This window comes from Rhizobium jaguaris (assembly GCF_003627755.1).
Lineage (GTDB): Bacteria > Pseudomonadota > Alphaproteobacteria > Rhizobiales > Rhizobiaceae > Rhizobium > Rhizobium jaguaris.
This window is the reverse complement of sequence record NZ_CP032695.1, coordinates 1,382,949-1,406,422: the sequence shown is the minus strand read 5'-3', so window position 1 is coordinate 1,406,422 and position 23,474 is coordinate 1,382,949. Positions and strand designations below refer to the sequence as shown.

The window sequence follows — 23,474 nt, the reverse complement described above, 5'->3', positions numbered from 1 at the left end:
ATGACTACAAAAACAGAGGTCACGCAGCCGCTTGAGGCTGGCGCCAAAGGTGGCATCACCCGCCGCACCCTCTTGGCCAGTGTCGCCATAGCAGCTGCGATGGCCCATATGCCACGCGCTTTCGCGGCGGGCGATCCGAAGAGGATCAGCATCCGCCTGGGATCGCGCGATATCGGCTCGGTCGATCCGGCCATGACCAAAACGGGCGACGATGAAACCGTCGCGCTGCAGATTTTCAATTCGCTGGTTTCTCCCCCGCGCGGGACGCTCGACGTCGATTTGGACAAGTTGCAGCCGGTTCTGGCAAAAAGCTGGGATATCTCGCCGGATCGCAAGACCTGGACATTCCACCTTCGCCCCGGCGTGAAGTGGCACAAGGGTTACGGCGAAGTCTCCGCCGAAGACGTCAAATTCTCGTTCGAACGCCAGATGGATCCGAAGCTTGGCGGCGTGCATGGCGCAAGCTTCAAATCGATCGACAGCATCGACATCGTCGATCCTCTCACCGTCCGCTTCAATCTGAAGGCGACCGACCCATTCTTCCATGTCGAGGCGCTAATCCCCGGTTTCGGCCGGTTCATCGTGCCGAAGAAGGCTGTGGAAGAGCTGGGCGAAAAATTCGGCTTCCAGCCGGTGGGCAGCGGTGCCTTCGAATTCTCCGAATATCGCCCGCAGGAGGCGATTATCCTGAAGGCGTTCGACGGTTACTTCGGCGGCCGCGCGCCGCTCGACGAGCTTGAGCTGCGCTATATCCCCGACAACAATGCCGCGACCATCGCCTTTATCGGTGGCGAGCTCGACGTCACAGGCGGCGATCGCGATCCGAAATGGGTCAAGAACATGCAGGCGCAGAATCCGGATGCCGTGATCAACACGCTGCTGCCGGGAAGCTTGCAGTTCATCTCTTTCAACATGACGGTCAAGCCCCTCGATAACCTCAAGGTCCGCCAGGCTCTGGCCTATGCCATCGACCGCAGCCAGTGGGCGAAGGCCTTCGGCATTGTCCATGGCGATCTTCCAGCCATCGTTCCCGAGGAATTCTTCGGCGCCCTCAAGGCCTCCGACATCCCGGCGGAGCTGCGTTATGACTACAGCCCCGAGAAGGCCAAGGCCCTGCTGGCGGAGGCCGGCTATCCCAATGGCTTCTCGCTCGACGCAATCATCAGCGAGCGCGACGACTACAAGACCAATATGCTGATGGTACAGGACATGCTGCGCAAGATCGGCGTCAACCTGAACCTGCAGGTGCAGGATCACGCCAGCTACCAGGCCAATATCCGCCAGGATCGGGGCACGGTCGTCGAATTGTCGACCGCCATGGAACCGACGGCGCCGCAGGTTCTGAACGAATTCCTGTCGAAGCAGGCGGCTGTCGGCAAACCTTCTTCGCTGCGCAACTTCTCCCATTATGGCGAAGTTGGCGGCAACATCGACGATCTGGTTGCCAAGGCAGTCGCGGAAGCAGATGCCGCCAAGCAGCTCGATTACCTCAAGCAGGCGCAATTGCAGGTATTGAAGGACGTTCCGCTCATCACGCTGCAGACGGCCCCGATCATCACCGCGTTCCAAGGGAAGATCGACCTCGGATACAAACCGGTCAGCGGCTACGGCCAGTTTGAATATTCAACCGCCAAGCTCATGGACAGCTGATTGTTCGACGGACCGGGCCGGTCGCGCCCGGTCCTGACCATCAACCGGCATCATGCGTCAGAGGAACCAGAATTGCTCGGCTTTGTCCTCAAACGAGCGGGAGAAGCGATTTTAACCGCTTTTCTCGTCTTCAGCTTCGTCTTCTTCGCCATGCGCCTTCTGCCGGGCGATCCTGTCGTCGCCATGCTTGGGGACAGAGCCGGTGCAGAGGCGATCGAGAATGCCCGAAGGGCGCTCGGTCTCGACCAGCCGCTGATCGTGCAATACGGACAGTTTCTATGGGGTCTGCTGCATCTCGATCTCGGACATTCCCTGGTCAACAAGGTGGATGTCGGCGCCACCATGGCGCGGCATCTGCCCTATACGATCATGCTGACCATCGCCTCGACGCTCATCGGCATTATTGTCGGCCTGCCGCCGGGTGTCTGGGGTGCGCTGAAGCCTGGGGGCGGCGCCGACCATTCCTCACGCCTGGTTTCCCTGTTCGGCTCGGCGCTGCCCGACTTCTATGTCGGCCTCGTATTGCTTGTCATCTTTGGCCTCAGATTGCATTGGTTTCCGCTGCTTGGCGGCGGCAAGACACCGTTCGATCTGCGTTACCTGGCTTTGCCGGCGATCACGCTCGGCGTTCTCAAGGGTTTCGGATTGATCCGCTTCACCCGCACGGCGGTACTCGATGCCAGCGGCCGCGACTTCGTCCGCACGGCCCGCTCGCTCGGGCTGTCGGAGCGAACGGTCGTCTGGAAACACATCTTCCGTAACGCCATGATCCCGATCACCACGCAGATTTCTCTGTCAATCATCGCCACGCTCGGCGGCACGATTGCCATCGAACTGGTGTTCAACCGCCCCGGCGTCGGGCAACTGCTGGTGGGCGCCATCACCTCCCGAGACTATACGCTGATACAGGGAGGGCTGGTCATTCTGTCCGTTCTCGTCGTCGCGGTGAACCTCGCCACCGATCTCCTATACGTCGTCTTCGACCCGCGCGTGAGGACCAATTGATATGCTGGACCGCTTCTTCATCGGCATCGCCCTCATCATCCTGGTGGTCCTGCTCGGGGTCGTGGCCTTAGGTCCGGTCATCGAACCGCATGATCCTCTGCTGCAGAATGTCGACATGCAGGAGGCCGGCCCCTCCGCACAATATTTGCTCGGCACCGACACGCTCGGCCGCGACGTTCTCTCCCGGCTGATCGAAGGGGCAAGGCTTTCAATGACGATCGGGCTCGCCGCGCCGTTGATCGCCGGCGCCGTCGGCATTTCGCTAGGCATGGCGGCTGCTTTCTTCGGCGGCTGGACCGAGCGCATCGTCACACGCGTTACCGACGTGATGATGTCTTTCGACCCATTGCTGCTCGGCGTTCTCATCGTCGCCATGCTCGGGCCGGGCATCCAGAATCTCTCGATCGCGATCGCGTCGGCACTGGTGCCTTCTTTCGTCCGCTTGGCGCGCGCCTCCGCTCTCTCGGTCAGGCAGGAAAGTTACGTCGATGCCTCGATCGCCATGGGCCGGCCGAGCTTCGGCACGATCTTTGTTCATATCCTGCCAAATATCGCCGGGCCCCTTGTGGTGATGACCACTATCTGGATCGGCACGGCCATTCGCCTGGAGGCGTAGCTAAGCTTCATCGGCTTGGGCGCCCAGGCGGCCATTGCTTTCGATCAAAAATCTGCGGGTCAATTTCAGGAACAAGGGAGCGGATGTACCGGCCCTGCGCGGCATCGATCTGGCCGTCGCTTCCGGTGAATGTCTTGGACTGGTCGGCGAATCCGGTTCCGGTAAGAGCCTCACCGCACTTGCCGCTATGGGCCTGCTGCCAATGGCGGCCGATGTTGTCGCCGGCGAGATTTCCTTCGATGGCCAAGACCTGCTGCAGCTCAACCGCACGCAGCTCGATCAGGTCAGGGGCAAAGACATTTCGATGATCTTTCAGGAGCCGATGACCGCGCTCAATCCCGTGATGACGGTCGGCCGGCAGATCACCGCACCGATCATGCAGCACCTGAAGCTGTCGAAGGCTCAGGCACGGACCCGAGCCCTCGATCTCCTTGCCCGCGTCGGCATTCCGGACCCGGTCGCCCGGTTCTCGGCCTATCCCCATGAATTGTCCGGCGGCATGCGCCAGCGCGTGATGATCGCCATGGCGCTATCCTGCGAGCCCAAGCTGGTGATTGCCGATGAGCCGACCACTGCGCTCGACGTGACGATCCAGGCGCAGGTGCTGGAACTGCTGCGTAGCCTGCAGGAGGAAATGAACCTCGCGGTCATCATCATCACCCATGATTTCGGCGTGGTGGCCGAACTCGCCCAACGCGTCTGTGTCATGTATTGCAGTAAGGTGGTCGAAGAAGCACGGGCGATCGATCTTTTCGATCGCACGATGCATCCCTATTCGATCGGCCTTCTCGGCTCGACGCCATCCCTGGAAAGCCCTTTGGTCCGCCGTCTGCCGGCAATCGGCGGCGCCGTGCCGCATATCTCCGAAATCCCCTCGGGATGTGCATTCAATCCGCGTTGCGGCGAGCGACTGACCGTTTGCGACAAACAAATTCCGGCTCTTGAGGACTACGACCGCGGCCAGTGGGTCGCGTGCTGGGCGAGGAGCCAGGCAAGATGAGCGCATCCATTCTGAAAGTCGAAAACATTGCCAAGACCTACGGCAGCAGCTTGCGCGCGGTCGACGGTGTCTCCTTCGACATCAAGGAGCGTGAGACGCTGGCGCTGGTCGGCGAGTCCGGCTGCGGCAAATCGACGGTCGCCCGTCTGGTGCTCGGCCTGACCAAGCTGACGGCCGGCCGGATCGAGTTCGATCAAGCCGATATATCGAGGCTTTCGCAGCGGCAGCTACGCTCTGTGCGCCGCGAATTGCAGTTCGTTTTCCAAGACCCCTATTCCTCGCTGGACCCGCGCATGACCGCCGGCGCAATCGTGACCGAACCCATGGTCGTGCACGGCATGATTTCCGGTCCCAAGCAGCGCCAGACGATCGCCGGCCAATTGCTGGAGGCCGTGGGACTGAGCGCCCGGCACATCGGCCAGCGGCCGCGGCAGTTTTCGGGCGGCCAACGCCAGCGACTGGGCATCATCAGGGCCTTTGCCCTCAGCCCGAAGCTGATCGTCGCCGACGAGCCGGTTTCGGCGCTCGACGTGTCGATTCGCTCACAAGTCATAAACATCCTGCAGGATCTGCAGGAGGAAAAAGGCACCGCCTATCTGTTCATATCGCACGATATGCCGACCGTTCGCCATATCGCCGATCGGGTTGCCGTCATGTATCTCGGCAAGATCATGGAGATCGCCCCGAAGGCCAAATTCTTCCAGGAACCACATCATCCCTATAGCCAGGCCCTGCTCTCGGCCGTGCCCGCGGCGCATCCAGCGCGTCGGAAGAAGCGAATTCTTCTGCCCGGCGACCCGCCAAGCCCGGCGGCCGTCCCCGTCGGCTGTCGATTCCATCCGCGTTGCCCGATGGCGAAGGATATCTGCAAGGCCACCGAACCTCCGCTGCAATCCGTCGGCGACGGACACTCCGCCGCCTGCCATTTCGCCGGCCCCTGGCCGATCAAGTTCAAAGAGCTCGCCGGAGCCATGCTCACCGACTGACCGGGACAGGACCCCGTCTGAGAATGCCATTCCATATCGACCAAAGCGCGATCTCCGCCTATCTGCAGGTGATCGTGATCAACATCCTTCTGTCCGGCGACAATGTCATCGTCATCGGCATGGCGGCGGCCGGACTGGACAACAGGCTGCGGAGCAAAGCGATCGCCGCGGGGATCACGGCGGCCGCCATTATCCGCATCCTCTTTGCGATCATCGCGGTGCGGTTGCTTGATATCACCGGCATCGCCTTCGTCGGCGAGTTGCTGTTGCTATGGGTCTGCTGGACGATGTTGAAAGAATTGCGGGCGCCCCATGAGGAGGAGGCTCCCGATGCAGGTAATGCAGTGGCGATAGGAGCGAAACTGTTCCGGCAGGCGATCACTCAGATAATCGTTGCCGACGTCTCCATGTCGCTCGACAATGTTCTCGCGGTCGCGGGTGCCGCCGAGCGGAACATGGGTGCGTTGATTTTCGGCTTGGCCCTCTCGGTGCTGCTGATGGGCGTGGCATCGTCCTTCATCGCCATGCTATTGAGCAGGTATCGCTGGATCGGCTGGATCGGCCTCGCCGTCATCGTCTACGTCGCGATCGGCATGATCTGCCGCGGCGGCGAGCAATTGCTGCCTTTGGTGACGGCTCTTTACGCTTGACGGTTTATTGATCTGTTTTCAGCACAATAGAAATCGATCGAAGCGGTTTCCACCTTACCGTTTGGCGCCTCCGCCATATATTCATGAAAATGAACGCTCGGCGAAGGATAGCGCAGTGTTTGAAGCTTTGGCGACGAATGCCGCCAATCCTCGCGTTAATGCTGGCTCTGGCGTCCGCTTTCAGCCTGGCCGCCCCGCCGGCATGGGGGGCAGAGCGCGCAGCCATCGTCCTGAAGATAAACGGCGCCATCGGTCCGGCAACATCAGACTACGTGATACGGGGTCTTCAGCGCGCCAACGAACAAGGCGCAAGCCTGGTCGTACTGCAAATCGATACGCCCGGCGGTCTCGATACGTCGATGCGAGATATCATCCGCGCCATCCTCGCCTCACCCGTGCCTGTGGCTGGATTTGTGGCACCCAGCGGAGCACGGGCGGCTAGCGCCGGCACGTATATCCTATACGCAAGCCACATCGCCGCGATGGCGCCGGGCACCAATCTGGGCGCGGCCACTCCGATCATGATTAGCGGCGGCCCCTTCGGCGGCGGTACGGAACCCGACCAGGGGACTCCAGGGGCACACCAGGCAAACCAGATAACACACAGGGACAGCCCCATAACGCCAGCGAGGCGAAAGCCGTCAACGATGCCGTCGCCTATATTCGCGGGCTTGCCGAATTGCGCAATCGCAACGCCGATTGGGCGGAAAAGGCGGTGCGTGAGGCCGCGAGCCTCTCATCGACCGCAGCCGTGCGCGAGCACGTCATCGATTTTACGGCAACCACCGTCGAGGACCTCTTGACCCAAGCACAGGGTCGCATCGTTCGGGTCGGCCAAGCGGATGTCCGCCTCGATACCACCGGCCTTACCGTTCGGGAATTCGAGCCGGACTGGCGGACGCGTGTGCTTTCCGTAATCACCGATCCGAACATAGCACTCATCCTCATGATGGTCGGCATCTACGGCATAATTTTCGAATTTCTGAGCCCGGGGACATTTGTCCCCGGCACGATCGGGGCCATCTGCCTGCTGCTTGGTCTCTACGCTCTGGCATTGCTGCCGGTGAGTTACACCGGCGTCGGATTGATTGCTCTCGGCGTAGGGATGACCGTCGTCGAAGCCCATTCGCCGTCCTTCGGCGCCATCGGCGTCGGCGGCGGGCTTGCGCTGGTGCTCGGCGCGGCCATCCTGTTCAATACGGATATTCCCGGCTTTGAGGTGTCCTGGGGCGTGCTGGGTGGTATCGCCATCGCAGCCCTCGTATTCAGCCTCATCGTCGCCCGCGTCGCGATCCTCTCGCGCTGGCGCAACGTCACCACCGGCACAGAACAGATGATCGGCATTTCAGGCAAGGTCGAAAGTTGGACGGGTGCCGCAGGCTTCGTCATTGCGCGCGGCGAACGCTGGAAGGCAGTTTCCTCGGAACCGCTTGCCGCCGGTGACGCCATCAAGGTGATCGCCCGTGACGGCCTGACGCTCGAGGTGACGCGCAGCACTTAGGAAAATGCGGGCTTTGGAAAGCAGGAGGAAAAGTCATGGGCATATTTGCAGATCTCGCCTTCTATCTTGTGATCGTCCTTATTTTGCTGCTCGTCGTCGCATCTGCAATCAAGGTCCTGCGGGAATACGAGCGCGGCGTGGTTTTCACGCTTGGACGCTTCACTGGCGTCAAAGGCCCCGGCCTCTTTCTGCTCATCCCTTATGTCCAGCAGATGATACGGGTCGACCTACGCACGCGGGTGCTCGATGTGCCCGGCCAGGACGTCATTTCGCATGACAACGTCTCGGTCCGCGTCAGTGCGGTAATCTATTTTCGGGTCATCGATCCGGAAAGGTCGACGATCCAGGTCGAGGACTTTATGATGGCGACAAGCCAACTCGCGCAGACGACGCTACGCTCGGTCCTCGGCAAGCACGACCTCGACGAGATGCTGGCGGAGCGCGACAAGCTCAACAGCGACATTCAGGAAATCCTCGATGCCCAGACCGATGCCTGGGGTATCAAGGTCGCCAATGTCGAGATCAAGCATGTCGACATCAATGAATCCATGATCCGCGCGATTGCCCGGCAGGCAGAGGCGGAACGCGAGCGGCGCGCCAAGATCATCAATGCCGACGGCGAGCAGCAAGCAGCAGCGAAGCTTGTCGAAGCGGCCGAAATCCTAGCCAAGCAACCGGAGGCGATGCAACTTCGTTATTTAGGCACGCTGAACGTCATCGCCAGCGAGAAGACCTCGACGATCCTGTTCCCCTTCCCGATGGAGTTCGCCAATCTCCTGCTCTCCAAGGCGGATAAACCATCGCAATAACAGCCTCGCACTGGCGCTCGCAATCGCTAGCCGTGCGCCTGCATCTTTTGCGGCGCAAGGAAATTCTCCATCGCCTCGAAGGAAAAGGCCGAGATCGGCAGCCGTGTGCCGCCGTCCATCGCGAGATCGGCGAGAATTTCTCCGACAACGCTCGTGAACTTGAAACCGTGACCGGAACACGGCGAGGCGGCGACGACGCGCGGCTCGCCGGGCATGAGATCGATCAGGAAATCCTCGCTCGGTAGCATCGTGTAGCGGCAGGTGATGGCATTGACACGAACGCCTGCGGCGGCTGGAAGGCGCTTTGCGATGAAGCCGTCCAACAATGCCGTATCCCTGTCATTGACGGGCGGATTCGGCCGGTTCGGATCGATGGGCTCCATGAAATGCGCGTGGCGGCCGATCTTGACGCCGTCGACGCCAATCGCCGGGAAGCCAAAATAGGAGCCCTCCTCGCCTTCGTCCCGGAGGAAGGCGGGCATGCGATGCGGCTGCGTCACGAAGCCGTCGCGCGGTTGATACCAGGCGACGACCTGCCGAATTGGATTGGCATGCTCCCGCAACTGCGGCACCAGTTCGGCGATCCACGAGCCTGTCGAGACGATCAGCTTCCTGACGCGATAGCGGCCGACATCGGACGAAATCGTCACGCCGGCATCATCGGGCTCGATCGCCGTCACCTTCTCGCCGAAATGCAGGACCGCGCCATCCGCTGCCGCGAGCTTCAGATAGCCCATGACCGCCGTTTCCGGGCGGAGATAACCGCCCTGAGGATCGAGCAGCGCGATCTCGTCTTCGTCCAACGCAAAGGCCGGAAAACGCGCTGCCATCGCCTTCCGATCCAGTTCCTCATGGGGCAGATGATGCAGCTCACAGGAGGCCCGCGTACCGCTGACGATCTTGCTGTCCGGCTTGCCGATCTGCAGGACACCGGTGATCGTCAGGACATCGGCGCGCAGCTGCGCTTCTAGCGCCCGCCAGTTTTCATAGGCGCGCCGCAGCAGCGGCACATAAGACGGATCCTCGAAATAGCCGAGGCGGATCAGCCGACTGTCGCCATGCGATGAACTCAAGGCATGGGCGGGAAAGTGGGCATCGATGCCGATCGCTTTGACGCCACGCGCCGAGAGAAAGGAAATTGCCGCACTCCCCATGGCGCCGAGGCCGATGACGGCAACGTCGAACTGAGCGGTCATAAAGCTATCCTATTCGGTAAAATCGGGAGGCTGCGTCTCGCGCAGCAGTGTGCGCAAGATTTCCATATCACCGCTCAATGGCCGATCGTCGGCATAGTGCGGGATGCGCTCGCGCACCATCTTGTAGATTGCATCAGTGCCCTCCGCACGAGACCCGGCAGCACTGCGGAAATCATGCGCCTGCGCCGCCGCCATCAATTCGATCGCCAGGATGTATTCGGCATTGTCGATCACCGCGAGCAGCTTGTTTGCTGCCGCCGTCGGATGCGCCAGGAAATCCTCCTGCAGGCCGGAAGTCAGTCCGCCGTCGGTGCTGGCGGGTGCCGCCAGCCGGCGGTTCTCGTTGGCAAGGGCTGCGGCCGTATACTGCGCGATCATGAAACCGGAATTGCTGCCGGCGTCGCTCGCGAGGAAAGGCGGCAGACCGCTGACAAGCGGATTGACCAGCCGGTCCATGCGCCGTTCGCTCATCGCTGCGATCTGGGCGAGCGCGATCGCAAGACTATCGGCGGCTTGTCCGAGCGCCGGAGCAACCGCATGCGCTTCCGAGGAGACCACCGGGTTCTCCGGCGTCCCAGAAACGGCCGGATTGTCGGTGACGGAGGCAAGCTCCTGGTCGACAACGCGCACGGAATTATCGAAGACGTCGCGGGCGGCGCCGTGAGCATGCGGAATGGCGCGCAGGCTGAGAGCATCCTGCGTGCGCCGGCCCAACGCTGCGGCGATGAGGCCGCTTCCCCGCAGCCGGGCACGCAGCGAGGCGCCGACAGCGGCGATGCCCTTGGAGGGACGCAGCGCCAGCACCACTTCGTCGAAGGCCGCCATCTGGCAACCGGCGGCTTCCAGCGTCAGTGCCGCGACGGCGTCGGCCCACGCAAGCAGATGCTCGGCGCGCGCCAATGCCACGCTGGAAAGACCGGTAGCACAGGCCGTGCCGTTGACGAGGCTTAGTCCTTCCTTGGCGCCGAGCACGAGCGGTTCGAGACCGATCGCTGCCAGGGCCTCTCGACCGCTCATCGCCTTTCCGGCAACCCTGGCGCTCCCCTCCCCGATCAGCACCAGTGCTGTATGGGCATTATGCGTCAGATAACCGGCCGAACCTTTCGAGGGCACGTCGGGGATGCAGTCCTTTTCGAGAAAGGCCGCGAGATAACTGACGATCTCTAATCGCACGCCGGAATGGCCATGGGCGAAATTGGCGATCTCCGCCGCGATAATGGCGCGCACTTCACGCGGCGCCAGCAGCTCTCCGACGCCGCAGGCGTGGCTGAGGATGATATTGCGCGACAGGCGGCTCTGGGATTCACGGTCGACCACCGTATCCGACAGTGCGCCGACGCCGGTATTGACTCCGTAGGCACGCACGCCGGTCTCGACGATGCGTTCGACGATCCGGCTTGCATGGACGATGCGTTCCCGGACGGCGGGGGCAAGCGACAGAGGCGCGCCGTCCGCCACGCTGGCGATATCCCGCCAGCCGAGCGCGGTTCGAAGCGTGACAGTCATGTTGGAGTTCCGAAATGCCCAATGAACTGGCGGAAAGCCGGCGAGGCGCCGCTGCCGAACATCTCCTGCGGCGGGCCGCTGCTCTCGATCAGGCCTTCGCGCATGAAGACGACGCGGTTGGAGACGTTGCGGGCAAAACTCATCTCGTGGGTGACGACGAGCATGGTCATTCCCTCTTCCGCCAGCGAACGCATGACGCGCAGCACTTCGCCGACAAGCTCGGGATCGAGCGCCGAAGTAGGTTCGTCGAAGAGCATGACCTTCGGCTTCATGGCGAGCGATCGGGCGATTGCCGCGCGCTGCTGCTGGCCGCCGGACAGAAGCGCCGGATAGGCATGACGCTTATCGGCGATGCCGACCTTCTCGAGCAATGCCTCGGCTTCGGCGATGCATTCGGCCCGTGGCCGTTTCAGCACATGCACCGGCCCCTCGATGACGTTCTGCAGGATCGTCATATGGGACCAGAGATTGAAGGACTGGAACACCATGCCAAGCTCGGAGCGGATATGATCCACCTGCTTTTGGCTTGCCGGCTTGGTTTTGCCGCCCTTATGCACCATGCGTATTTGCTCGCCATCGACCCAGATCTCGCCGTCAGTCGCGGTCTCCAAAAGATTGATGCAGCGCAGAAAAGTTGATTTGCCCGAGCCGGAGGCGCCAAGCAGCGAGATGACGTCGCCATCCTGTGCATCTAGGGAAATGCCGCGCAGAACCTCGTGCGTGCCGAAGCTCTTGCGGATATTACGGACCGAAAGTCGGGTGACGCCGGGCATGATCGCTCCAATCCAGATCTAGGCCAGTTGCCTCACGCCTTCAGCGCCGCCGGAACGGCGCGACGATGGCGGGACAGATGATATTCCAGCAAGCCGAGGGCCTGCAGGATGATGAAATTCAAGATGAGATAGATGGCCGCAGCGCAGAGGAAGACCTCCATCGTGCGGTAGGTATGCGAGATCAGCCGCTGGGCGACGCCGGTCACCTCCCAGACGGTGACGAGACTTGCGAGCGCCGTCGACTTCATCATCAGTACGATTTCGGTCGAATAGGCAGGCAGTGCGTGGCGGAAGGCGATCGGCGCCAGGACGCGCCGCATCAACAGGAAACCGGACATGCCGACCGAACGCGCCGCCTCGATTTCACGCGGCGAGACAGCGCGAATGCCGCCACGGAAGATCTCCGCCGTATAGCCGGCAGTACAGAGCGCCAGCGACAGTACGGCGCAGACGAACGGCTCGCGCAGCAGCGGCCAGAGAGGCCCGTAGCGGATGAAGCCGAATTGGGCGAGCCCGTAAAAGATGAGGAACATCTGGATGAGCAGCGGCGATCCGCGGAAGACGAAGATATAGCCCTTGGCGATGGCGGTAAAGACAGGATTGCCGCCTACCCGCATCCAGACGATCAGGATTGCGAGGACGCCGCCGATGGCAATCGACAGGAAGAACAGCGCCAGCGTCGTCGGCAGAGCTTCGAGCAGCGTGAGCATGGTCTGTGCAAGAAAAGCGAAATCCATGATCGATCCTCAGGCCTGACCCATTGCGGAGGGCATGCTGCGATTGGCGCGCCGCTCGGCTCCGTTGAAGACGCGGTCCGACAGGCTCGTCAGGATGAGATAGAGTGCGCCACCGACGACGAAGAACAGAAAATATTGCCGTGTCGAACCGGCGGCGACCTGGCTTGTCCGCATCAGCTCGGCAAGTCCGGTGACTGAAATCAGCGCCGAATCTTTGAGGCTCAACTGCCAGACATTGCCCATGCCGGGAATGGCGAAGCGAAGGACCTGCGGCATGATGATGCGCCGGAATCTCAAGGCCCCATGCATTCCAATTGCTGAAGCGGCTTCAAGCTCACCCTTGGAAACGGCGAGATAGGCGCCGCGGAACACCTCCGCCTGATAGGCGCCGGAGATGATGCCGACCGCAAGCGCACCGGCCGCGAAGGACGGCATGCCCAGAAAGCCCTCATAGCCAAAGGACTTGCCGATGCTGGTGATCGCGCTCGATCCGCCGAAATAGATGAGATAGATGATAAGCAATTCCGGCACGCCGCGGAAAACGGTCGTATAGACGTTACCAAGCGTCTTCAGGATGAGATTGCCGGAAAGCTTCGCGGACGCAACGATGGCGCCGAAGACGGCGCCGATCGCCAGTGCGACAGCGGTGACGCATAGCGTCATCAGCGCTCCGAGCAAAAGCAGGGCGCCCCAGCCGGTCGAGCCGAAACCGATCAATTGCAATGTCGCCATTACCTTCGTTCCCCGTACCGAGCGATCAGTCTTCTTGATTGTTCAAAATCATAACATGCAGGAAGCAGCGTTGGAGCCGTAAGCCGGCGCGTCCGCCATGCGGAAGCGCCGGCCAAGGATTACTCCTGCGGGGAGACGTCCGTCTTGAACCACTTCATGGAGAGGTTCTTTACGGTGCCGTCGGCGAGCGCCGACTTGATGGCCGCGCTGAACATGTCACGCAGATCCGTGTCGGACTTGCGGACGCCGAGGCCTTCGCCGACGCCCCAGATCGGGCCGGCGATTTGCGGGCCGGTAAAGGCGAGCGCGCCGTTGGCGGCATCGAAAGCTGTCTGGAAATAAACGGCATCGTCGAAGCCGAGATCGATACGGCCGTTCTGCAGATCGAGGTCGCGGTCGGCGCCGGTCTTGTACTCGCGGATCGTCGCGACGTCGCCGAAGTTATCGTAGATGAACTTGGCGTAGACGGTAGCGGCCTGAATGCCGATGGTCTTGCCCTTGAAGGCTGCCTTCAGCGCGTCGATCTCCTTAACGCCGGTCTGGCCGGGCGTCATCTTGACAGTCGCGCCCGTGCCTGCGGCATTAGCCAGCGGGCTATCCTTTGCAGTCGCAAAGGCGGCCGGCGTTGCAGCATAGGGAACCGTGAAGTCGATGACCTGCTTGCGCTCGTCGGTGATCGACAGCGCATCCATGATCACGTCGAACTTGCCTGCATTCAGAGCGGGAATCATGCCGTCCCAATCGGACGCCACAAGCTTGCAGTCGACCTTCGCCCGCTCGCACAGAACCTTGGCCAGCTCCGGTTCGAAGCCGCCGAGCGTGCCGTCGGAGTTGGTCAGATTCCATGGCGCATAGGCGCCTTCAAGCGTGATGGTAACAGTCTTCCAGTCCTTCGCCTGAGCGGCGGGGCCGGTGAGAACGGAAAGCGCCAGGGCGCTGGAAAGAAGCGCATGCCTAATCTTCATCGAAGTTCTCCTCTTGAGATCGAAATAGCCAATCTTTGTTTTACGCCAGTCTGCGCCGGCTTGCCGCTCACCGACCGGCATTCGCTGGTCAGCTCAATCGGGTAGTTGTATAGGGTACCATATGTGATATTTTGTGATATGCAAGTGCCAAGTCGATTTACGGGCGAAATTCCTGGCTGCACAAGGATTAGGCAATGAAACGCGGTACCGATCGGAAACGTGAGCTGGCGGAAAACGACTCCGGCCCACTATACGCCGGCGTCAAGCAAATGATCCTGGATCGGATCCATAGCGGAGAATGGCCTCCGAAGCATCGTGTTCCTTCGGAAAACGAGCTGGTCGTGGAACTTGGCGTCAGCAAGATGACCGCCAACCGGGCGCTCAGAGAGCTTGCCAACGAGGGCGAACTCGTACGCATTCAGGGCGTCGGCTCGTTCGTGGCCGAGCGCAAGGGGTACTCGGCGCTGTTCGAAGTTCGCAACATCGCCGAAGAGATCGCCGAACGCGGCCATGTTCACGAGGCCTCTGTCATCGTTCTGGCCCGGGAAACAGCCTCTCCCGAGGTTGCCGACGCGCTGGAGCTGGAAATCGGCGGGCCGGTTTTCCATTCGCTGATTGTCCACAGCGAAAACGGCGTTCCGGTGCAGATCGAGGACCGCTTCGTTCATCCGGAGGCAGCGCCCGAATATCTCGAGCAGGATTTCACGACGCTGACGCCAAACGCTTATCTGACGGCTGCAGCCCCGCTAAGCGGTTCGGAACACATCGTCGAGGCCGCGATGCCACAGCCCTGGGAATGCAAGCTGCTGACCGTGCTGAAGACCGAGCCGTGCCTGACGATCCGCCGGCGTACCTGGTCGGCGCGCCAGGTGGTCTCTATCGCCCGCCTCGTCTATCCCGGACATCGCTACCGGCTTGAAGCGCGCAGCGGCAAGATGTTCGAGGAATAAAACACCAATCAACTTGTATATGGAAGATCGTACGCTTAAGCGTTGCGTGCCCTGAAGCAAACGCAATCAGCCGCCGCGCCTCTCCCTGCTCTTCGCGGCCGGATCCGGCAGCACTGTGCCAAACACGTGGTCCCAGAAAAGCGACGAAACGCCATAATTCCCCTCATCGGTGGAAGCATGATGCTGCGCGTGCCAGCGCTTGGCGCTGTAGAGATAGGTGCCGTGCGGAATCCGCCAGTGATGCATGGCGTGATGCATCGTTCCATACGTGAGATAGCCAAGCGTCATTCCCACGGTGAAGCCAGACGCCACGCCGAAGCCAAAGGCCCACCATGATGGCAACAACACGCCCGCGACCATGAAAAACAGGCTCAGCCAGATCGGCGTGTCGATCAGTTCGGTCGGCGCATGGTGATGCTGGACGTGCATATCGCGTACATAGACGACATGATGCAGCACGAAGCGATGAATCAGGTACTCGACTAATGTCCATGCGGCCGCGCCGACAAGCACCGCTGCGAGCCAGATCAATGGCTCGCGATCATAACCCACGGTGAAATAGGCTGCGATCAGTCCGATAACGATGATCGGGTAGGCAACAAAATCAGTATAATAAGCGATCGCATTTGGTTTTCGCGAGAATGGCCGCCTCATATAGCTTGCTCGCTGCATTTACCGAGAAGATTCGTCACAAGATTCCTCTTCATTCTGTCCAGGCGGAAACCAATCATATGCCCTCTATCATCATTTGCTTGAAAACATGCAAGGAAGCCAAAGCACGTTAATATCCACATCGTAAAATCCGCATCGCGCTCCATTTCGGTCGCGACAAGCCGATGCTCAAAGCTGGCTAATTGCGAGGCGGCATAGAAGCATGCCGAATAAGATGTCTCTCAAAAAAATGACAGGCAAGTGAACATGCCGCCAAGTCGTGTAGTGTCGGCTACGTCGGGCAACATGCCGCGATGCCCAGAACAGGCGAATCGAGAGAGGATAAGACAGCCCACCGATTAAGACGATAGGGCGCGTTGTCGCTGGCCAGCTCGCCGTGATTCGCCGAGGCGACGAGCGACCCGAATCGGATTCGCCATGGCGTCGAGCAATGCGGGTAGAATCACTTTGCGAGCTAGGTGATTTAGAGCTTTCAAAATTAGCTTCTTATGTTTAGGGTCGCCTCCGATCGGAGGAGCTGTTTATGCGAAGGTATAATTTGCGGCTGGATGGCGAGGCGAAGTGGGAGATTGTCGACCGCGTGACCATGCGCACGGCTGAATTAGGCGGTGCTGCATTGAGGCAAATGCCGTGGGCGGAGGCCTGCGATATGATTTCGATATTGAACTCACTCAACGCGATTGAAAGCGTCTCACGCGGTTATGAGGCTTTGACGGCAGCCGAGTGATTGTGGCTGCCGTCCACTGTGCGCCGGGCTGGTTAACCTGCCCCGAGCTTTCAGTCGGCGGGTTCTGTGGAGCTGTCCGGCACCGTTTCAACGGTGGATCTCTCCAGGGCATCACGAACCTGATCTATCTTTCCGGCCAGGATTTCCTTGGCCTCGGCCAACTGTTTGTCTGTCACGACACCGGTCTTCGTCTCCTGAGCCAAAGCCGAGCGCAGCGCTTCGTCGCTAAGGGCCGGGTCCGTCGGAACAGCATTGGTTCCGTTCTTGAGTTCGAACTCGGCATAATCCATCACGTAAGCTCTGACAGCCGCCATCTTCGGATCATTTGAATTCATGTAGGCGTGATAATTGCGCTTCAGCGAATTGAGGCTGCCAAGCCCCGTCGTCTCCGATTTGGCCTTGATCGCAGTGTGCTTCTCAAGCTTCTCGCTTGCAACTGCGGACTTAGAGAGATGTGTCGCATGCTTGACGTCTCCCACGCTTCCACCGGTGTCGCCTGACTGTGTGTCGTCGGACTTTGCGTCGTCAGATTTTGCATCGTCGGACTTTGTATTGTCGGACTTTGCATGGCTGGAATTGTCACTGCCGTGACTTCCTCCATTGCCGTTGCCATTGCCGCCACCGTTTCCGTTGCCGCCGCCATTGCCATTGCCACCTTTGGCATATGCGATGCTTGCGAGACCGACTGCGGCGCCTCCCGCCGGAACAACGGCAAGCGTCAAGGCAACAATGGTCGTTCCAAAGACTGAACCGAATTTCATACGCATCTTCCTTTCATTCGAGACCGTGCTCTTCCTCTGCCTCGCAATTGTGACGCGGGACGAGCTACGAGCATCCACGTCGCTCGCCCCACGCAACTGCGACGCGGGACGAGCAACGAGCAACCGCGCTGCCCTCCACAATATTGCCGGAAATAAAAGTTTCTACCGGGGCGGGACCAATGCTACCGGCAATCGGACCTTAGGCTGGTTGCGGATGGCCAAAAGTCCGATAGGTTTCACCGGGACTTAGGGGGTATCGATCCTGGAACTCGCTGGTAAGACGAGCCTAACTTCATTTGACGCGCTGCCCGGCTGCAATAGGTATGCCGGAATAAGTGGTCATCGCTGAAAGTAGCCAGAGATGCATATGAATCTCAAATCAATGCTGTCGCCTGCCCGTTTACTCGACGGCTGGAATTCCCAATCTCTGGCGAAACAATTTCTGCTGTTTGGCGGCTTCGTTTCCGCCTGCGCGATGATCCTCGTCGGCGCCTTCGTTACAAGCCTCATCGAGGAGACCGTCACGCGCAACTCCGCTGCCAGCACCGCTCTTTATGTCGACAGCGTCATTGCGCCCCTGCTTCCTGATATGCAGACAACAGAGGTACTGGACGATACTGTGACGCGAGCGCTCGACGAGACGCTCGGTGAGGGTGCGCTCGGCAGCCGCCTCATGTCCTTCCGCCTTTGGCGCAGCGACGGCACCATTCTTTATTCCAACGACAAAAACCTGGTGGGTAAGCAGTTTCCGCTGAGCAATGACCTAAAAACGGCCTTTGCCGGCAAGATGGTGGCGCAGTTCAATCAGCTCGACGATGCCGAAAGCGTAGCCGAGCGCAACAACGGCAAGCCGCTTCTGGAGATCTACAATCCGGTCCTCCAGCCCTGGTCGGGCAAGGTCGTGGCCGTTTCCGAATTTTACGAAGTGGCCAACGATTTCGAGCGCAGCCTGAACGAGGCACGTTTCAGAAGCTGGTTGGCTGTCGCCCTGTTCACGCTGACGTTCTTTCTACTTCTCTCCATTATCGTCCTTCGCGGAAGCCGAACGATTGAAAGCCAGCGCAGCGCGCTTAAGTCGCGCATCGGCGAGCTGTCGGCACTCCTGCGGCAGAACGAAATTCTGCACGCCCGCGTTCAACGAGCTTCCCAACGCGCCACCGCGCTCAACGAGAGCTACCTTAGGCGCATCGGCGCCGATTTGCATGACGGCCCGGCCCAGCTCGTTGCATATGCGTCGCTGAGATTGGACAGTCCGGCTTTGGTGAACCCCGCCACTCCGGCACATGAACGAGAACAGTCGCTAGCCGCAATCAAAGCAAGTCTGGACGATGCAATGGCGGACATCAGAAGCATCTGCAGTGGGTTGGTGTTGCCGCACATCGAAACGGCAAACCTCGCCGAACTGCTGCAACGCGCAGTCCGCGCCCACGAGCAACGAACCGGCGTCAAGGTCGGCCTATCCTTTTCCGACACGACGCAAGAACTTTCGACATCCGCCAAGATATGTGTATACCGCTTCGTGCAGGAAGCGCTGAACAATGGCTATCGTCATGGTGAAGGCGCGGCGCAGCAAGTGAGGCAGACCATAGAAGGCGGGCAGATCATGGTCGCAGTGTCGGACAAGGGGCCTGGCTTTGATCCGTCCTATATACCGCCGAGCAGCCTTGGTTTGGCAGGCCTCAGAGAGAGGGTGGAAAGTCTTGGCGGCACTTTCGACTTAAAATCTTCCAAGGATGGGACGATCGTTCAAATGTCGCTGAACGCAATGGAAATGGAGCAGACATGACGACAGCAATCAGCCTAGCGGTGATCGACGACCATCCATTGTTCCGGGAGGGAGTCATTCGCAGCCTTGCCGAGATCGACGGATTTGCGATCGTTGGCGAAGGCAGCACGATGGAAGATGCGATTCGAATATCCGAGAACGGGCGTCCGGACGTTCTGTTGTTGGATATCTCCATGCCTGGCGGAGGCCTGAACGCGCTCTCGCTGATCCTCGAGCGGGTGCCCGGCCAGAAAATCGTGATGTTGACGGTTTCCGAATCAAGCGACGATGTGACGACGGCTCTCAGGACCGGAGCAAAAGGGTATGTTCTGAAGGGCGTAGGCTCGCGAGCGCTGGCCGACATCCTCCGCACTGTTGCCTCGGGAGAGACCTATGTCGCCCCCACTCTTTCCGCCCGCCTGATCTCCGGCGATGGCAACGGCTCCGCGCAAAAGGCGGATCTTCTTCGCGACCTAACAGGCAGGGAGAGCGAGGTGCTTCAGTTCGTTGCAGCCGGATTGAGCAACAAGCAGATCGGTCTGAAGCTTGATCTCCACGAGAAGACGGTCAAGCATCATATGACGCAGATTTTCACGAAACTGGGTGTTGCAAACCGAACGGAAGCCGCAATGGCTTTTCGTGATGCGCTTGAAAGGCGTGGTTAGAGCGCCGTTCATTTGAACGCACAAAGGCCGCTAATTTTTTGAATTTAGAGCATCTTGTCCACTTGCAGGTGATCCCACGTGGACGCGGCATGTTCTAGTGAAGCAAAAACCTCAGTCTCAAGTGATCGGCCGTGGTCGCACCCCGATTGATGATGGTGCGGCCCTTCGAATCCTTCATGACATAACGTCCATTTTGGATTGCTTCACTGATGCCGTCGTCATGATGCACTTCCATCGACGCGTCATTCGAGTCGTCGGAGTCGGTTTGCGACTGCGTGGCGCTTTTGCCGCTGGCTCCTTTGCCGTTGCCATTGCCATTACCGCTACCGCCGCCATTTCCATTGCCGTTTCCGCTATTGCCACCGCCGTTACCATTGCCGCCGCCGTTTCCGTTGCCTCCACCGTTTCCGTTGCCCCCGCCGTTTCCGTTGCCTCCACCGTTGCCGTTACCTCCGCCTCCGCCGTTTCCGTTGCCGCCACCTTTTGCGTCGGCGGTTTGCGCAACAAGTCCGATAGAGGATCCGCGAATCTTGACGGTATAAGGCGTCGCCACAAGCACCAGCGCAAACGAGGCACCGAGAAGAACGGCGATCGACTTTTCGCGTAAAGACATGGCTGGCTTCCTACACGCCTATAAATACACCACTGTGCGGAAAACCGTTCAGTCACCGGATTCGAAACAGCTACTCCGCCACGATATCAGATCGCTTTTACAACCGAGCCGTCAACCGTTGTCTTGGCTAAAACTCAAATCTTGGACTTTTGCAATACCGGCTAAGACCTTGGTCCAGCGTATATATCGGACAAAGGTCTCAAGGAAGAGCGGACTGAAGCCCAATTGCGAACAGCGAGATTGAAAGAGCGTTCGCCCTGCGGGTACTACTGGGTGGATACACCAGACGGGGAGAGTGTGGATGGATGTCTTTCGTCACACTCGGTTGCTGGTGGTCCGACTGCAAGCGGAAAAGGGACAAACTGTTATGGACGCCGTCGCCACAGAGTTTCCCGCCGTCCCTTGCGTTCCATTTCAAGCCAGCTGGACGCGAAAGATTTCAAAATGAAAACGCAGTGGAAAAAATACCTGGATCAAACGAGACCACCGGGCGCCGTCGTCGATTTCTCAGCCGCCGGTTTCGTCCTTCAGGTGGCGATGAATATCCGGGTCTTGCTGGACTTTGTCGACCCGACGCCTGAATGCAGCTATTGCGCGGAACGCGTTATCGCCTGTGCTGAAATATACGGCCATGCAAGAGAGGCAGGTTCGGCACTGCCGTTTACCGACGCTGAGAAGGCGCTAGCGGAGGCTGTAACGCTTCTTGCAATCGAGTTGCAACAATGTCCACCAGCGCGGCGAGCAGGCGACGTATGGCTGGCCAGAAGACGTCCAACTGCGGCGTCTCAGCCGACAACGATCAATGAAGGCCATTTCGGAAGCGCCTCCTTGTAACGACCATTGCGAGGAGGAAGACTGTTGCGCGGCTGCGGCAGTCTTCGGGCTCACAAAGCCGCGCGCCCCAAGCTCTACGCTTGATCTTCGGTTGGCATCGCGGGTCGAGGGCTTCTGAACGATGCATCCATCCCGAGAAGCCGTCGGACGAGATAATCCAACGACAAACGCCCCGGCCCCCAAGCCATGACACCAAGCGCCATCGCCGCCCAGGTGATATGAACGGGCCATCCGTCGGGAACGGTCAGTTCGACGATGGCGGTCATGGCGAGGAGACCTGTTGCGGCAAAGCGCGTGGCAAGGCCGAGCACCAGCAAGGTCGAAAACACCACCTCGCCGGAGCCAGATAGGAATGCCATCACCGCAGGCGCCGGATAGGGATATGGCCCGCCCGGCAGATGCAGCATGAATTCATCCGTAAAGAGTTCGACGGCCGTATCGCTCAGTTGCAGGAATCCGTCCCATTTGAGGATGCCGGAACGCCAAAACGGCACGGCCAGCCCGACACGCAAAACAAGTTGCACAAAGGATGGCCGAGCGATCATCTGGACCAGCCAGCTTGCTTTCTCGACCAGACCGACGATCGGTGCGAGCGGCTTGCCGACCACCGAAATGTCAGACGTTTTCGACATCGGAATTCTCCATGTAAATCTCGGTGAAAGCGCCAGCTTCGATCATCTCGGCAACCATGCCCGCAAGATCGAACGCCGGATTGACGTTCAGAGCCGTAGCCGCCGCCGCCCCGAGTGGACCGCCATCGGCAAGACAGAGGAGGAATGCGGCTCCGCCAGGCCTGAGCAATCGGACCACGACGTCGAGCTCCGGTCGGGCAATCAGAGCGTCTTCGGGGATAATGTGTTCGATGCGGCCCACCGGTTCGGAGCTTCGGTTTGCGGCAAAGATTGTCACAGCCGGAAATTCGGAGGAAAGAATTCTCGTCGCGGGATGGGTGCGAAATCGAAGTTCGGGCAACTTCTCCGGTGCGACACGCGACAGATCGTCTGCCGAGACGGTCGGGCAATCGTCGGCATGATAGGCATCCAACCAGGCCCGCTCCAACCGCGCGACATCGCCCAACCAAGGCATCGATTGTGCATGTTCATAAGCATCGATAAAGGCAGGGAAATCGTGGCCATATTCGAACAGAAGCGGTGAAGTCGGTGGCGTCTCGCGAATGTGGAAGCGCGCCATCGCACGAAAGAAATCTGGTCCTGTTATGCGTTGGGTCGCTGGAAAAATCGCGGTCAGCGCCTCGATCAGGCTCACGGTGACATTGTTGCGATAGACGTTGTAGCGCTTGTCGGCAGCTTTCCCACGCGGACCAATCACCGAAACCGGCGTTTGCCGTTCCGGATTGAGCAGGGACGCAGAAAAAGTCGAGGCGAAGGACGGGCCGCCGCGCCCGATGGATAAGACTTCAGCGGATCGCATAGGACTTGCCCAAGGTCTGCGAACGCCGATCGAGGATGGCATGGGCAACAACGGCCTCGGCACGCAGGATCGGCCAATCCGGGATTTTGCTGTCCCATTCGACCAGCGATGGAATTGCACCACATCGGTCGATGACGATCTCATAAAGGCGCCACACAGCGTCCGCGACAGGCCCGTCGTGACTGTCGATCAGCAGCAGTTCGCCCTCGTCGTCCGTCTGTTCCGCATGGCCTGCGAGATGGATTTCACCGACTTTCGCCAGTGGAAAATCGGCAAGATATTCTAGCGCCGAATAGCCGTGGTTCGTAGCGGAAACAAAGACGTTGTTGACGTCGAGCAAAAGCCCGCAACCGGTCCGCTTTGCAATCTCGCCGATAAAATCCGTTTCGCTCATGGAGGATTCGGCGAAGAGCACGTAAGTGGATGGGTTCTCCAACAGAATGGGACGCCCGATCGCCGTCTGCATTTCGTCCACGTGATCACACACGTGGGTGAGCGTGGCGCTCGTGTAGGGCAAGGGCAGCAGATCATTCAGATAGGTGTTCTCGTGGGTCGACCACGCCAGATGCTCCGACACAAGCGCCGGTTCGTATCTGATCACCAGCTCGCGAAACCGCCGAAGATGATCCTTGTTCAGAGGCTGCGGTCCGCCGAGGGACATGCAAACGCCATGCAGCGAGATCGGGTGGTCCCGACGCACAAGCTCGAGCGCATGATGAGGAGGGCCGCCGGCGCCCATGTAGTTTTCGGCATGGATTTCGAAAAAACCCTGTCGGCCTGTTTCGGCGAGAATTGCCGACAGATGTTCCGGCTTGAAGCTGGTGCCCGCCAAGCCGTGAACAGGATAGAAGGGAAAGCGGAGCTCAGCACCCGCTTCGACGGCAGGAGCGACGGTTCGATTGTCAGCGTTCATCTTGTCTTCTCCGCTTT

General features: G+C 59.8%; 24 protein-coding genes and 1 pseudogene. 13 read left to right on the top strand and 12 right to left on the bottom strand.

Annotated elements, in window-relative coordinates; genetic code table 11:
• The 8 genes and pseudogenes from CCGE525_RS28820 to CCGE525_RS28785 all read left to right on the top strand — a co-directional run bounded on the left by CCGE525_RS28820 (position 1) and on the right by CCGE525_RS28785 (position 8,217).
• Positions 1-1,650 (top strand): ABC transporter substrate-binding protein, encoded by a 1,650-nt coding sequence (locus CCGE525_RS28820; protein WP_120707654.1) that lies wholly within the window; start codon positions 1-3, stop codon positions 1,648-1,650.
• Complete coding sequence (locus tag CCGE525_RS28815) at positions 1,651-2,655, top strand: ABC transporter permease (RefSeq protein ID WP_120707653.1); 1,005 nt, start codon at positions 1,651-1,653, stop codon at positions 2,653-2,655.
• Position 2,656: 1 nt separating this feature from the next.
• Positions 2,657-3,271: an ABC transporter permease gene (locus CCGE525_RS28810; protein WP_120707652.1), complete on the top strand. Its 615-nt coding sequence runs from the start codon at positions 2,657-2,659 to the stop codon at positions 3,269-3,271.
• 34 nt (positions 3,272-3,305) lie between these two features.
• Entirely contained in the window at positions 3,306-4,271 is a 966-nt protein-coding gene (locus tag CCGE525_RS28805; protein ID WP_120707651.1) for an ABC transporter ATP-binding protein, read from the top strand.
• The gene (locus CCGE525_RS28800; protein ID WP_120707650.1) at positions 4,268-5,257 is read left to right on the top strand and encodes an ABC transporter ATP-binding protein; all 990 of its coding nucleotides are present in this window, start codon (positions 4,268-4,270) and stop codon (positions 5,255-5,257) included. Before CCGE525_RS28805 ends, CCGE525_RS28800 begins: the two co-directional genes overlap by 4 nt.
• Before the next feature lie 23 nt (positions 5,258-5,280).
• Complete coding sequence (locus CCGE525_RS28795) at positions 5,281-5,907, top strand: YjbE family putative metal transport protein (RefSeq protein WP_120707649.1); 627 nt, start codon at positions 5,281-5,283, stop codon at positions 5,905-5,907.
• Between the two features lie 137 nt (positions 5,908-6,044).
• Positions 6,045-7,408: pseudogene (locus CCGE525_RS28790) on the top strand (NfeD family protein).
• Between the two features lie 35 nt (positions 7,409-7,443).
• Positions 7,444-8,217 (top strand): slipin family protein, encoded by a 774-nt coding sequence (locus tag CCGE525_RS28785; protein WP_120707648.1) that lies wholly within the window; start codon positions 7,444-7,446, stop codon positions 8,215-8,217.
• 26 nt (positions 8,218-8,243) lie between these two features.
• On the opposite strand, the gene solA is transcribed toward CCGE525_RS28785, so the two are convergent.
• From solA to CCGE525_RS28755, 6 genes are all read right to left on the bottom strand, one after another.
• Positions 8,244-9,413 (bottom strand): N-methyl-L-tryptophan oxidase, encoded by a 1,170-nt coding sequence (gene solA, locus CCGE525_RS28780; RefSeq protein ID WP_120707647.1) that lies wholly within the window; start codon positions 9,411-9,413, stop codon positions 8,244-8,246.
• A gap of 9 nt (positions 9,414-9,422) precedes the next feature.
• A complete protein-coding gene (locus CCGE525_RS28775) occupies positions 9,423-10,919 on the bottom strand; it encodes an HAL/PAL/TAL family ammonia-lyase (protein ID WP_120707646.1) in 1,497 nt (498 codons plus the stop codon).
• The gene (locus CCGE525_RS28770; protein WP_120707645.1) at positions 10,916-11,692 is read right to left on the bottom strand and encodes an ABC transporter ATP-binding protein; all 777 of its coding nucleotides are present in this window, start codon (positions 11,690-11,692) and stop codon (positions 10,916-10,918) included. Before CCGE525_RS28770 ends, CCGE525_RS28775 begins: the two co-directional genes overlap by 4 nt.
• Positions 11,693-11,724: 32 nt before the next feature.
• On the bottom strand, positions 11,725-12,429 hold the full coding sequence (locus CCGE525_RS28765; protein WP_120707644.1) for an ABC transporter permease: 705 nt from the start codon (positions 12,427-12,429) through the stop codon (positions 11,725-11,727).
• Between the two features lie 9 nt (positions 12,430-12,438).
• Positions 12,439-13,161 (bottom strand): ABC transporter permease, encoded by a 723-nt coding sequence (locus CCGE525_RS28760; protein WP_120707643.1) that lies wholly within the window; start codon positions 13,159-13,161, stop codon positions 12,439-12,441.
• 119 nt (positions 13,162-13,280) lie between these two features.
• Positions 13,281-14,126, bottom strand: coding sequence for a transporter substrate-binding domain-containing protein (locus tag CCGE525_RS28755; protein ID WP_120708678.1), 846 nt, complete (start codon positions 14,124-14,126; stop codon positions 13,281-13,283).
• 194 nt (positions 14,127-14,320) lie between these two features.
• Here CCGE525_RS28755 and hutC point away from each other — a divergent pair, with 194 nt between their 5' ends.
• Positions 14,321-15,076, top strand: coding sequence for a histidine utilization transcriptional repressor HutC (gene hutC / locus CCGE525_RS28750; RefSeq protein ID WP_120707642.1), 756 nt, complete (start codon positions 14,321-14,323; stop codon positions 15,074-15,076).
• A 66-nt stretch (positions 15,077-15,142) separates the two neighbouring features.
• Here hutC and CCGE525_RS28745 read toward each other — a convergent pair whose 3' ends face one another.
• Entirely contained in the window at positions 15,143-15,730 is a 588-nt protein-coding gene (locus CCGE525_RS28745; protein ID WP_162950338.1) for a sterol desaturase family protein, read from the bottom strand.
• A 541-nt stretch (positions 15,731-16,271) separates the two neighbouring features.
• Between CCGE525_RS28745 and CCGE525_RS28740 the strand changes: the two genes are divergently transcribed.
• On the top strand, positions 16,272-16,475 hold the full coding sequence (locus CCGE525_RS28740) for a hypothetical protein (protein ID WP_120707640.1): 204 nt from the start codon (positions 16,272-16,274) through the stop codon (positions 16,473-16,475).
• 50 nt (positions 16,476-16,525) lie between these two features.
• Here the strand turns inward: CCGE525_RS28740 and CCGE525_RS28735 are convergent, their stop codons facing one another.
• Positions 16,526-17,236 carry a hypothetical protein gene (locus CCGE525_RS28735; RefSeq protein WP_245472200.1) on the bottom strand — a complete coding sequence of 237 codons (711 nt, stop codon included), beginning with the start codon at positions 17,234-17,236 and terminating at the stop codon, positions 16,526-16,528.
• Between the two features lie 361 nt (positions 17,237-17,597).
• Between CCGE525_RS28735 and CCGE525_RS28730 the strand changes: the two genes are divergently transcribed.
• Together CCGE525_RS28730 and CCGE525_RS28725 are read left to right on the top strand one after the other, a co-directional pair.
• On the top strand, positions 17,598-19,022 hold the full coding sequence (locus CCGE525_RS28730) for a sensor histidine kinase (RefSeq protein WP_120707638.1): 1,425 nt from the start codon (positions 17,598-17,600) through the stop codon (positions 19,020-19,022).
• Positions 19,019-19,666, top strand: coding sequence for a response regulator (locus CCGE525_RS28725; protein WP_120707637.1), 648 nt, complete (start codon positions 19,019-19,021; stop codon positions 19,664-19,666). Before CCGE525_RS28730 ends, CCGE525_RS28725 begins: the two co-directional genes overlap by 4 nt.
• Positions 19,667-19,760: 94 nt before the next feature.
• Here CCGE525_RS28725 and CCGE525_RS38810 read toward each other — a convergent pair whose 3' ends face one another.
• Complete coding sequence (locus tag CCGE525_RS38810) at positions 19,761-20,279, bottom strand: hypothetical protein (RefSeq protein WP_120707636.1); 519 nt, start codon at positions 20,277-20,279, stop codon at positions 19,761-19,763.
• 444 nt (positions 20,280-20,723) lie between these two features.
• On the opposite strand from CCGE525_RS38810, the gene CCGE525_RS28715 reads away from it, so the two are divergent.
• A complete protein-coding gene (locus CCGE525_RS28715) occupies positions 20,724-21,113 on the top strand; it encodes a hypothetical protein (protein ID WP_205587488.1) in 390 nt (129 codons plus the stop codon).
• A 74-nt stretch (positions 21,114-21,187) separates the two neighbouring features.
• Here CCGE525_RS28715 and CCGE525_RS28710 read toward each other — a convergent pair whose 3' ends face one another.
• Genes CCGE525_RS28710 through bufB form a run of 3 tightly spaced genes read right to left on the bottom strand, consistent with a single transcriptional unit; the run spans position 21,188 to position 23,457 of the window.
• Complete coding sequence (locus tag CCGE525_RS28710; RefSeq protein WP_120707635.1) at positions 21,188-21,745, bottom strand: DoxX family protein; 558 nt, start codon at positions 21,743-21,745, stop codon at positions 21,188-21,190.
• The gene (locus CCGE525_RS28705; protein ID WP_120707634.1) at positions 21,729-22,544 is read right to left on the bottom strand and encodes an HvfC/BufC N-terminal domain-containing protein; all 816 of its coding nucleotides are present in this window, start codon (positions 22,542-22,544) and stop codon (positions 21,729-21,731) included. Before CCGE525_RS28705 ends, CCGE525_RS28710 begins: the two co-directional genes overlap by 17 nt.
• Positions 22,531-23,457 carry an MNIO family bufferin maturase gene (gene bufB, locus CCGE525_RS28700; RefSeq protein ID WP_120707633.1) on the bottom strand — a complete coding sequence of 309 codons (927 nt, stop codon included), beginning with the start codon at positions 23,455-23,457 and terminating at the stop codon, positions 22,531-22,533. The genes CCGE525_RS28705 and bufB overlap by 14 nt, the downstream gene beginning before the upstream one ends.
• Positions 23,458-23,474: the final 17 nt, after the last annotated feature.

Excerpts from the sequence above, each read along its gene's own strand:
- CCGE525_RS28785 (WP_120707648.1), top strand. The coding sequence starts at position 7,444 with ATGGGCATATTTGCAGATCTCGCCTTCTATCTTGTGATCGTCCTTATT.
- CCGE525_RS28730 (WP_120707638.1), top strand. The coding sequence starts at position 17,598 with ATGCATATGAATCTCAAATCAATGCTGTCGCCTGCCCGTTTACTCGAC.
- CCGE525_RS28705 (WP_120707634.1), bottom strand. The coding sequence starts at position 22,544 with ATGCGATCCGCTGAAGTCTTATCCATCGGGCGCGGCGGCCCGTCCTTC.
- solA (WP_120707647.1), bottom strand. The coding sequence starts at position 9,413 with ATGACCGCTCAGTTCGACGTTGCCGTCATCGGCCTCGGCGCCATGGGG.
- CCGE525_RS28725 (WP_120707637.1), top strand. The coding sequence starts at position 19,019 with ATGACGACAGCAATCAGCCTAGCGGTGATCGACGACCATCCATTGTTC.
- CCGE525_RS28820 (WP_120707654.1), top strand. The coding sequence starts at position 1 with ATGACTACAAAAACAGAGGTCACGCAGCCGCTTGAGGCTGGCGCCAAA.
- hutC (WP_120707642.1), top strand. The coding sequence starts at position 14,321 with ATGAAACGCGGTACCGATCGGAAACGTGAGCTGGCGGAAAACGACTCC.
- CCGE525_RS28745 (WP_162950338.1), bottom strand. The coding sequence starts at position 15,730 with ATGAGGCGGCCATTCTCGCGAAAACCAAATGCGATCGCTTATTATACT.
- CCGE525_RS28775 (WP_120707646.1), bottom strand. The coding sequence starts at position 10,919 with ATGACTGTCACGCTTCGAACCGCGCTCGGCTGGCGGGATATCGCCAGC.
- CCGE525_RS28795 (WP_120707649.1), top strand. The coding sequence starts at position 5,281 with ATGCCATTCCATATCGACCAAAGCGCGATCTCCGCCTATCTGCAGGTG.
- CCGE525_RS28740 (WP_120707640.1), top strand. The coding sequence starts at position 16,272 with ATGCGAAGGTATAATTTGCGGCTGGATGGCGAGGCGAAGTGGGAGATT.
- CCGE525_RS28770 (WP_120707645.1), bottom strand. The coding sequence starts at position 11,692 with ATGCCCGGCGTCACCCGACTTTCGGTCCGTAATATCCGCAAGAGCTTC.
- CCGE525_RS28710 (WP_120707635.1), bottom strand. The coding sequence starts at position 21,745 with ATGTCGAAAACGTCTGACATTTCGGTGGTCGGCAAGCCGCTCGCACCG.
- bufB (WP_120707633.1), bottom strand. The coding sequence starts at position 23,457 with ATGAACGCTGACAATCGAACCGTCGCTCCTGCCGTCGAAGCGGGTGCT.
- CCGE525_RS38810 (WP_120707636.1), bottom strand. The coding sequence starts at position 20,279 with ATGTCTTTACGCGAAAAGTCGATCGCCGTTCTTCTCGGTGCCTCGTTT.
- CCGE525_RS28760 (WP_120707643.1), bottom strand. The coding sequence starts at position 13,161 with ATGGCGACATTGCAATTGATCGGTTTCGGCTCGACCGGCTGGGGCGCC.
- CCGE525_RS28800 (WP_120707650.1), top strand. The coding sequence starts at position 4,268 with ATGAGCGCATCCATTCTGAAAGTCGAAAACATTGCCAAGACCTACGGC.
- CCGE525_RS28735 (WP_245472200.1), bottom strand. The coding sequence starts at position 17,236 with ATGAAATTCGGTTCAGTCTTTGGAACGACCATTGTTGCCTTGACGCTT.
- CCGE525_RS28810 (WP_120707652.1), top strand. The coding sequence starts at position 2,657 with ATGCTGGACCGCTTCTTCATCGGCATCGCCCTCATCATCCTGGTGGTC.
- CCGE525_RS28755 (WP_120708678.1), bottom strand. The coding sequence starts at position 14,126 with ATGAAGATTAGGCATGCGCTTCTTTCCAGCGCCCTGGCGCTTTCCGTT.
- CCGE525_RS28715 (WP_205587488.1), top strand. The coding sequence starts at position 20,724 with ATGAAAACGCAGTGGAAAAAATACCTGGATCAAACGAGACCACCGGGC.
- CCGE525_RS28765 (WP_120707644.1), bottom strand. The coding sequence starts at position 12,429 with ATGGATTTCGCTTTTCTTGCACAGACCATGCTCACGCTGCTCGAAGCT.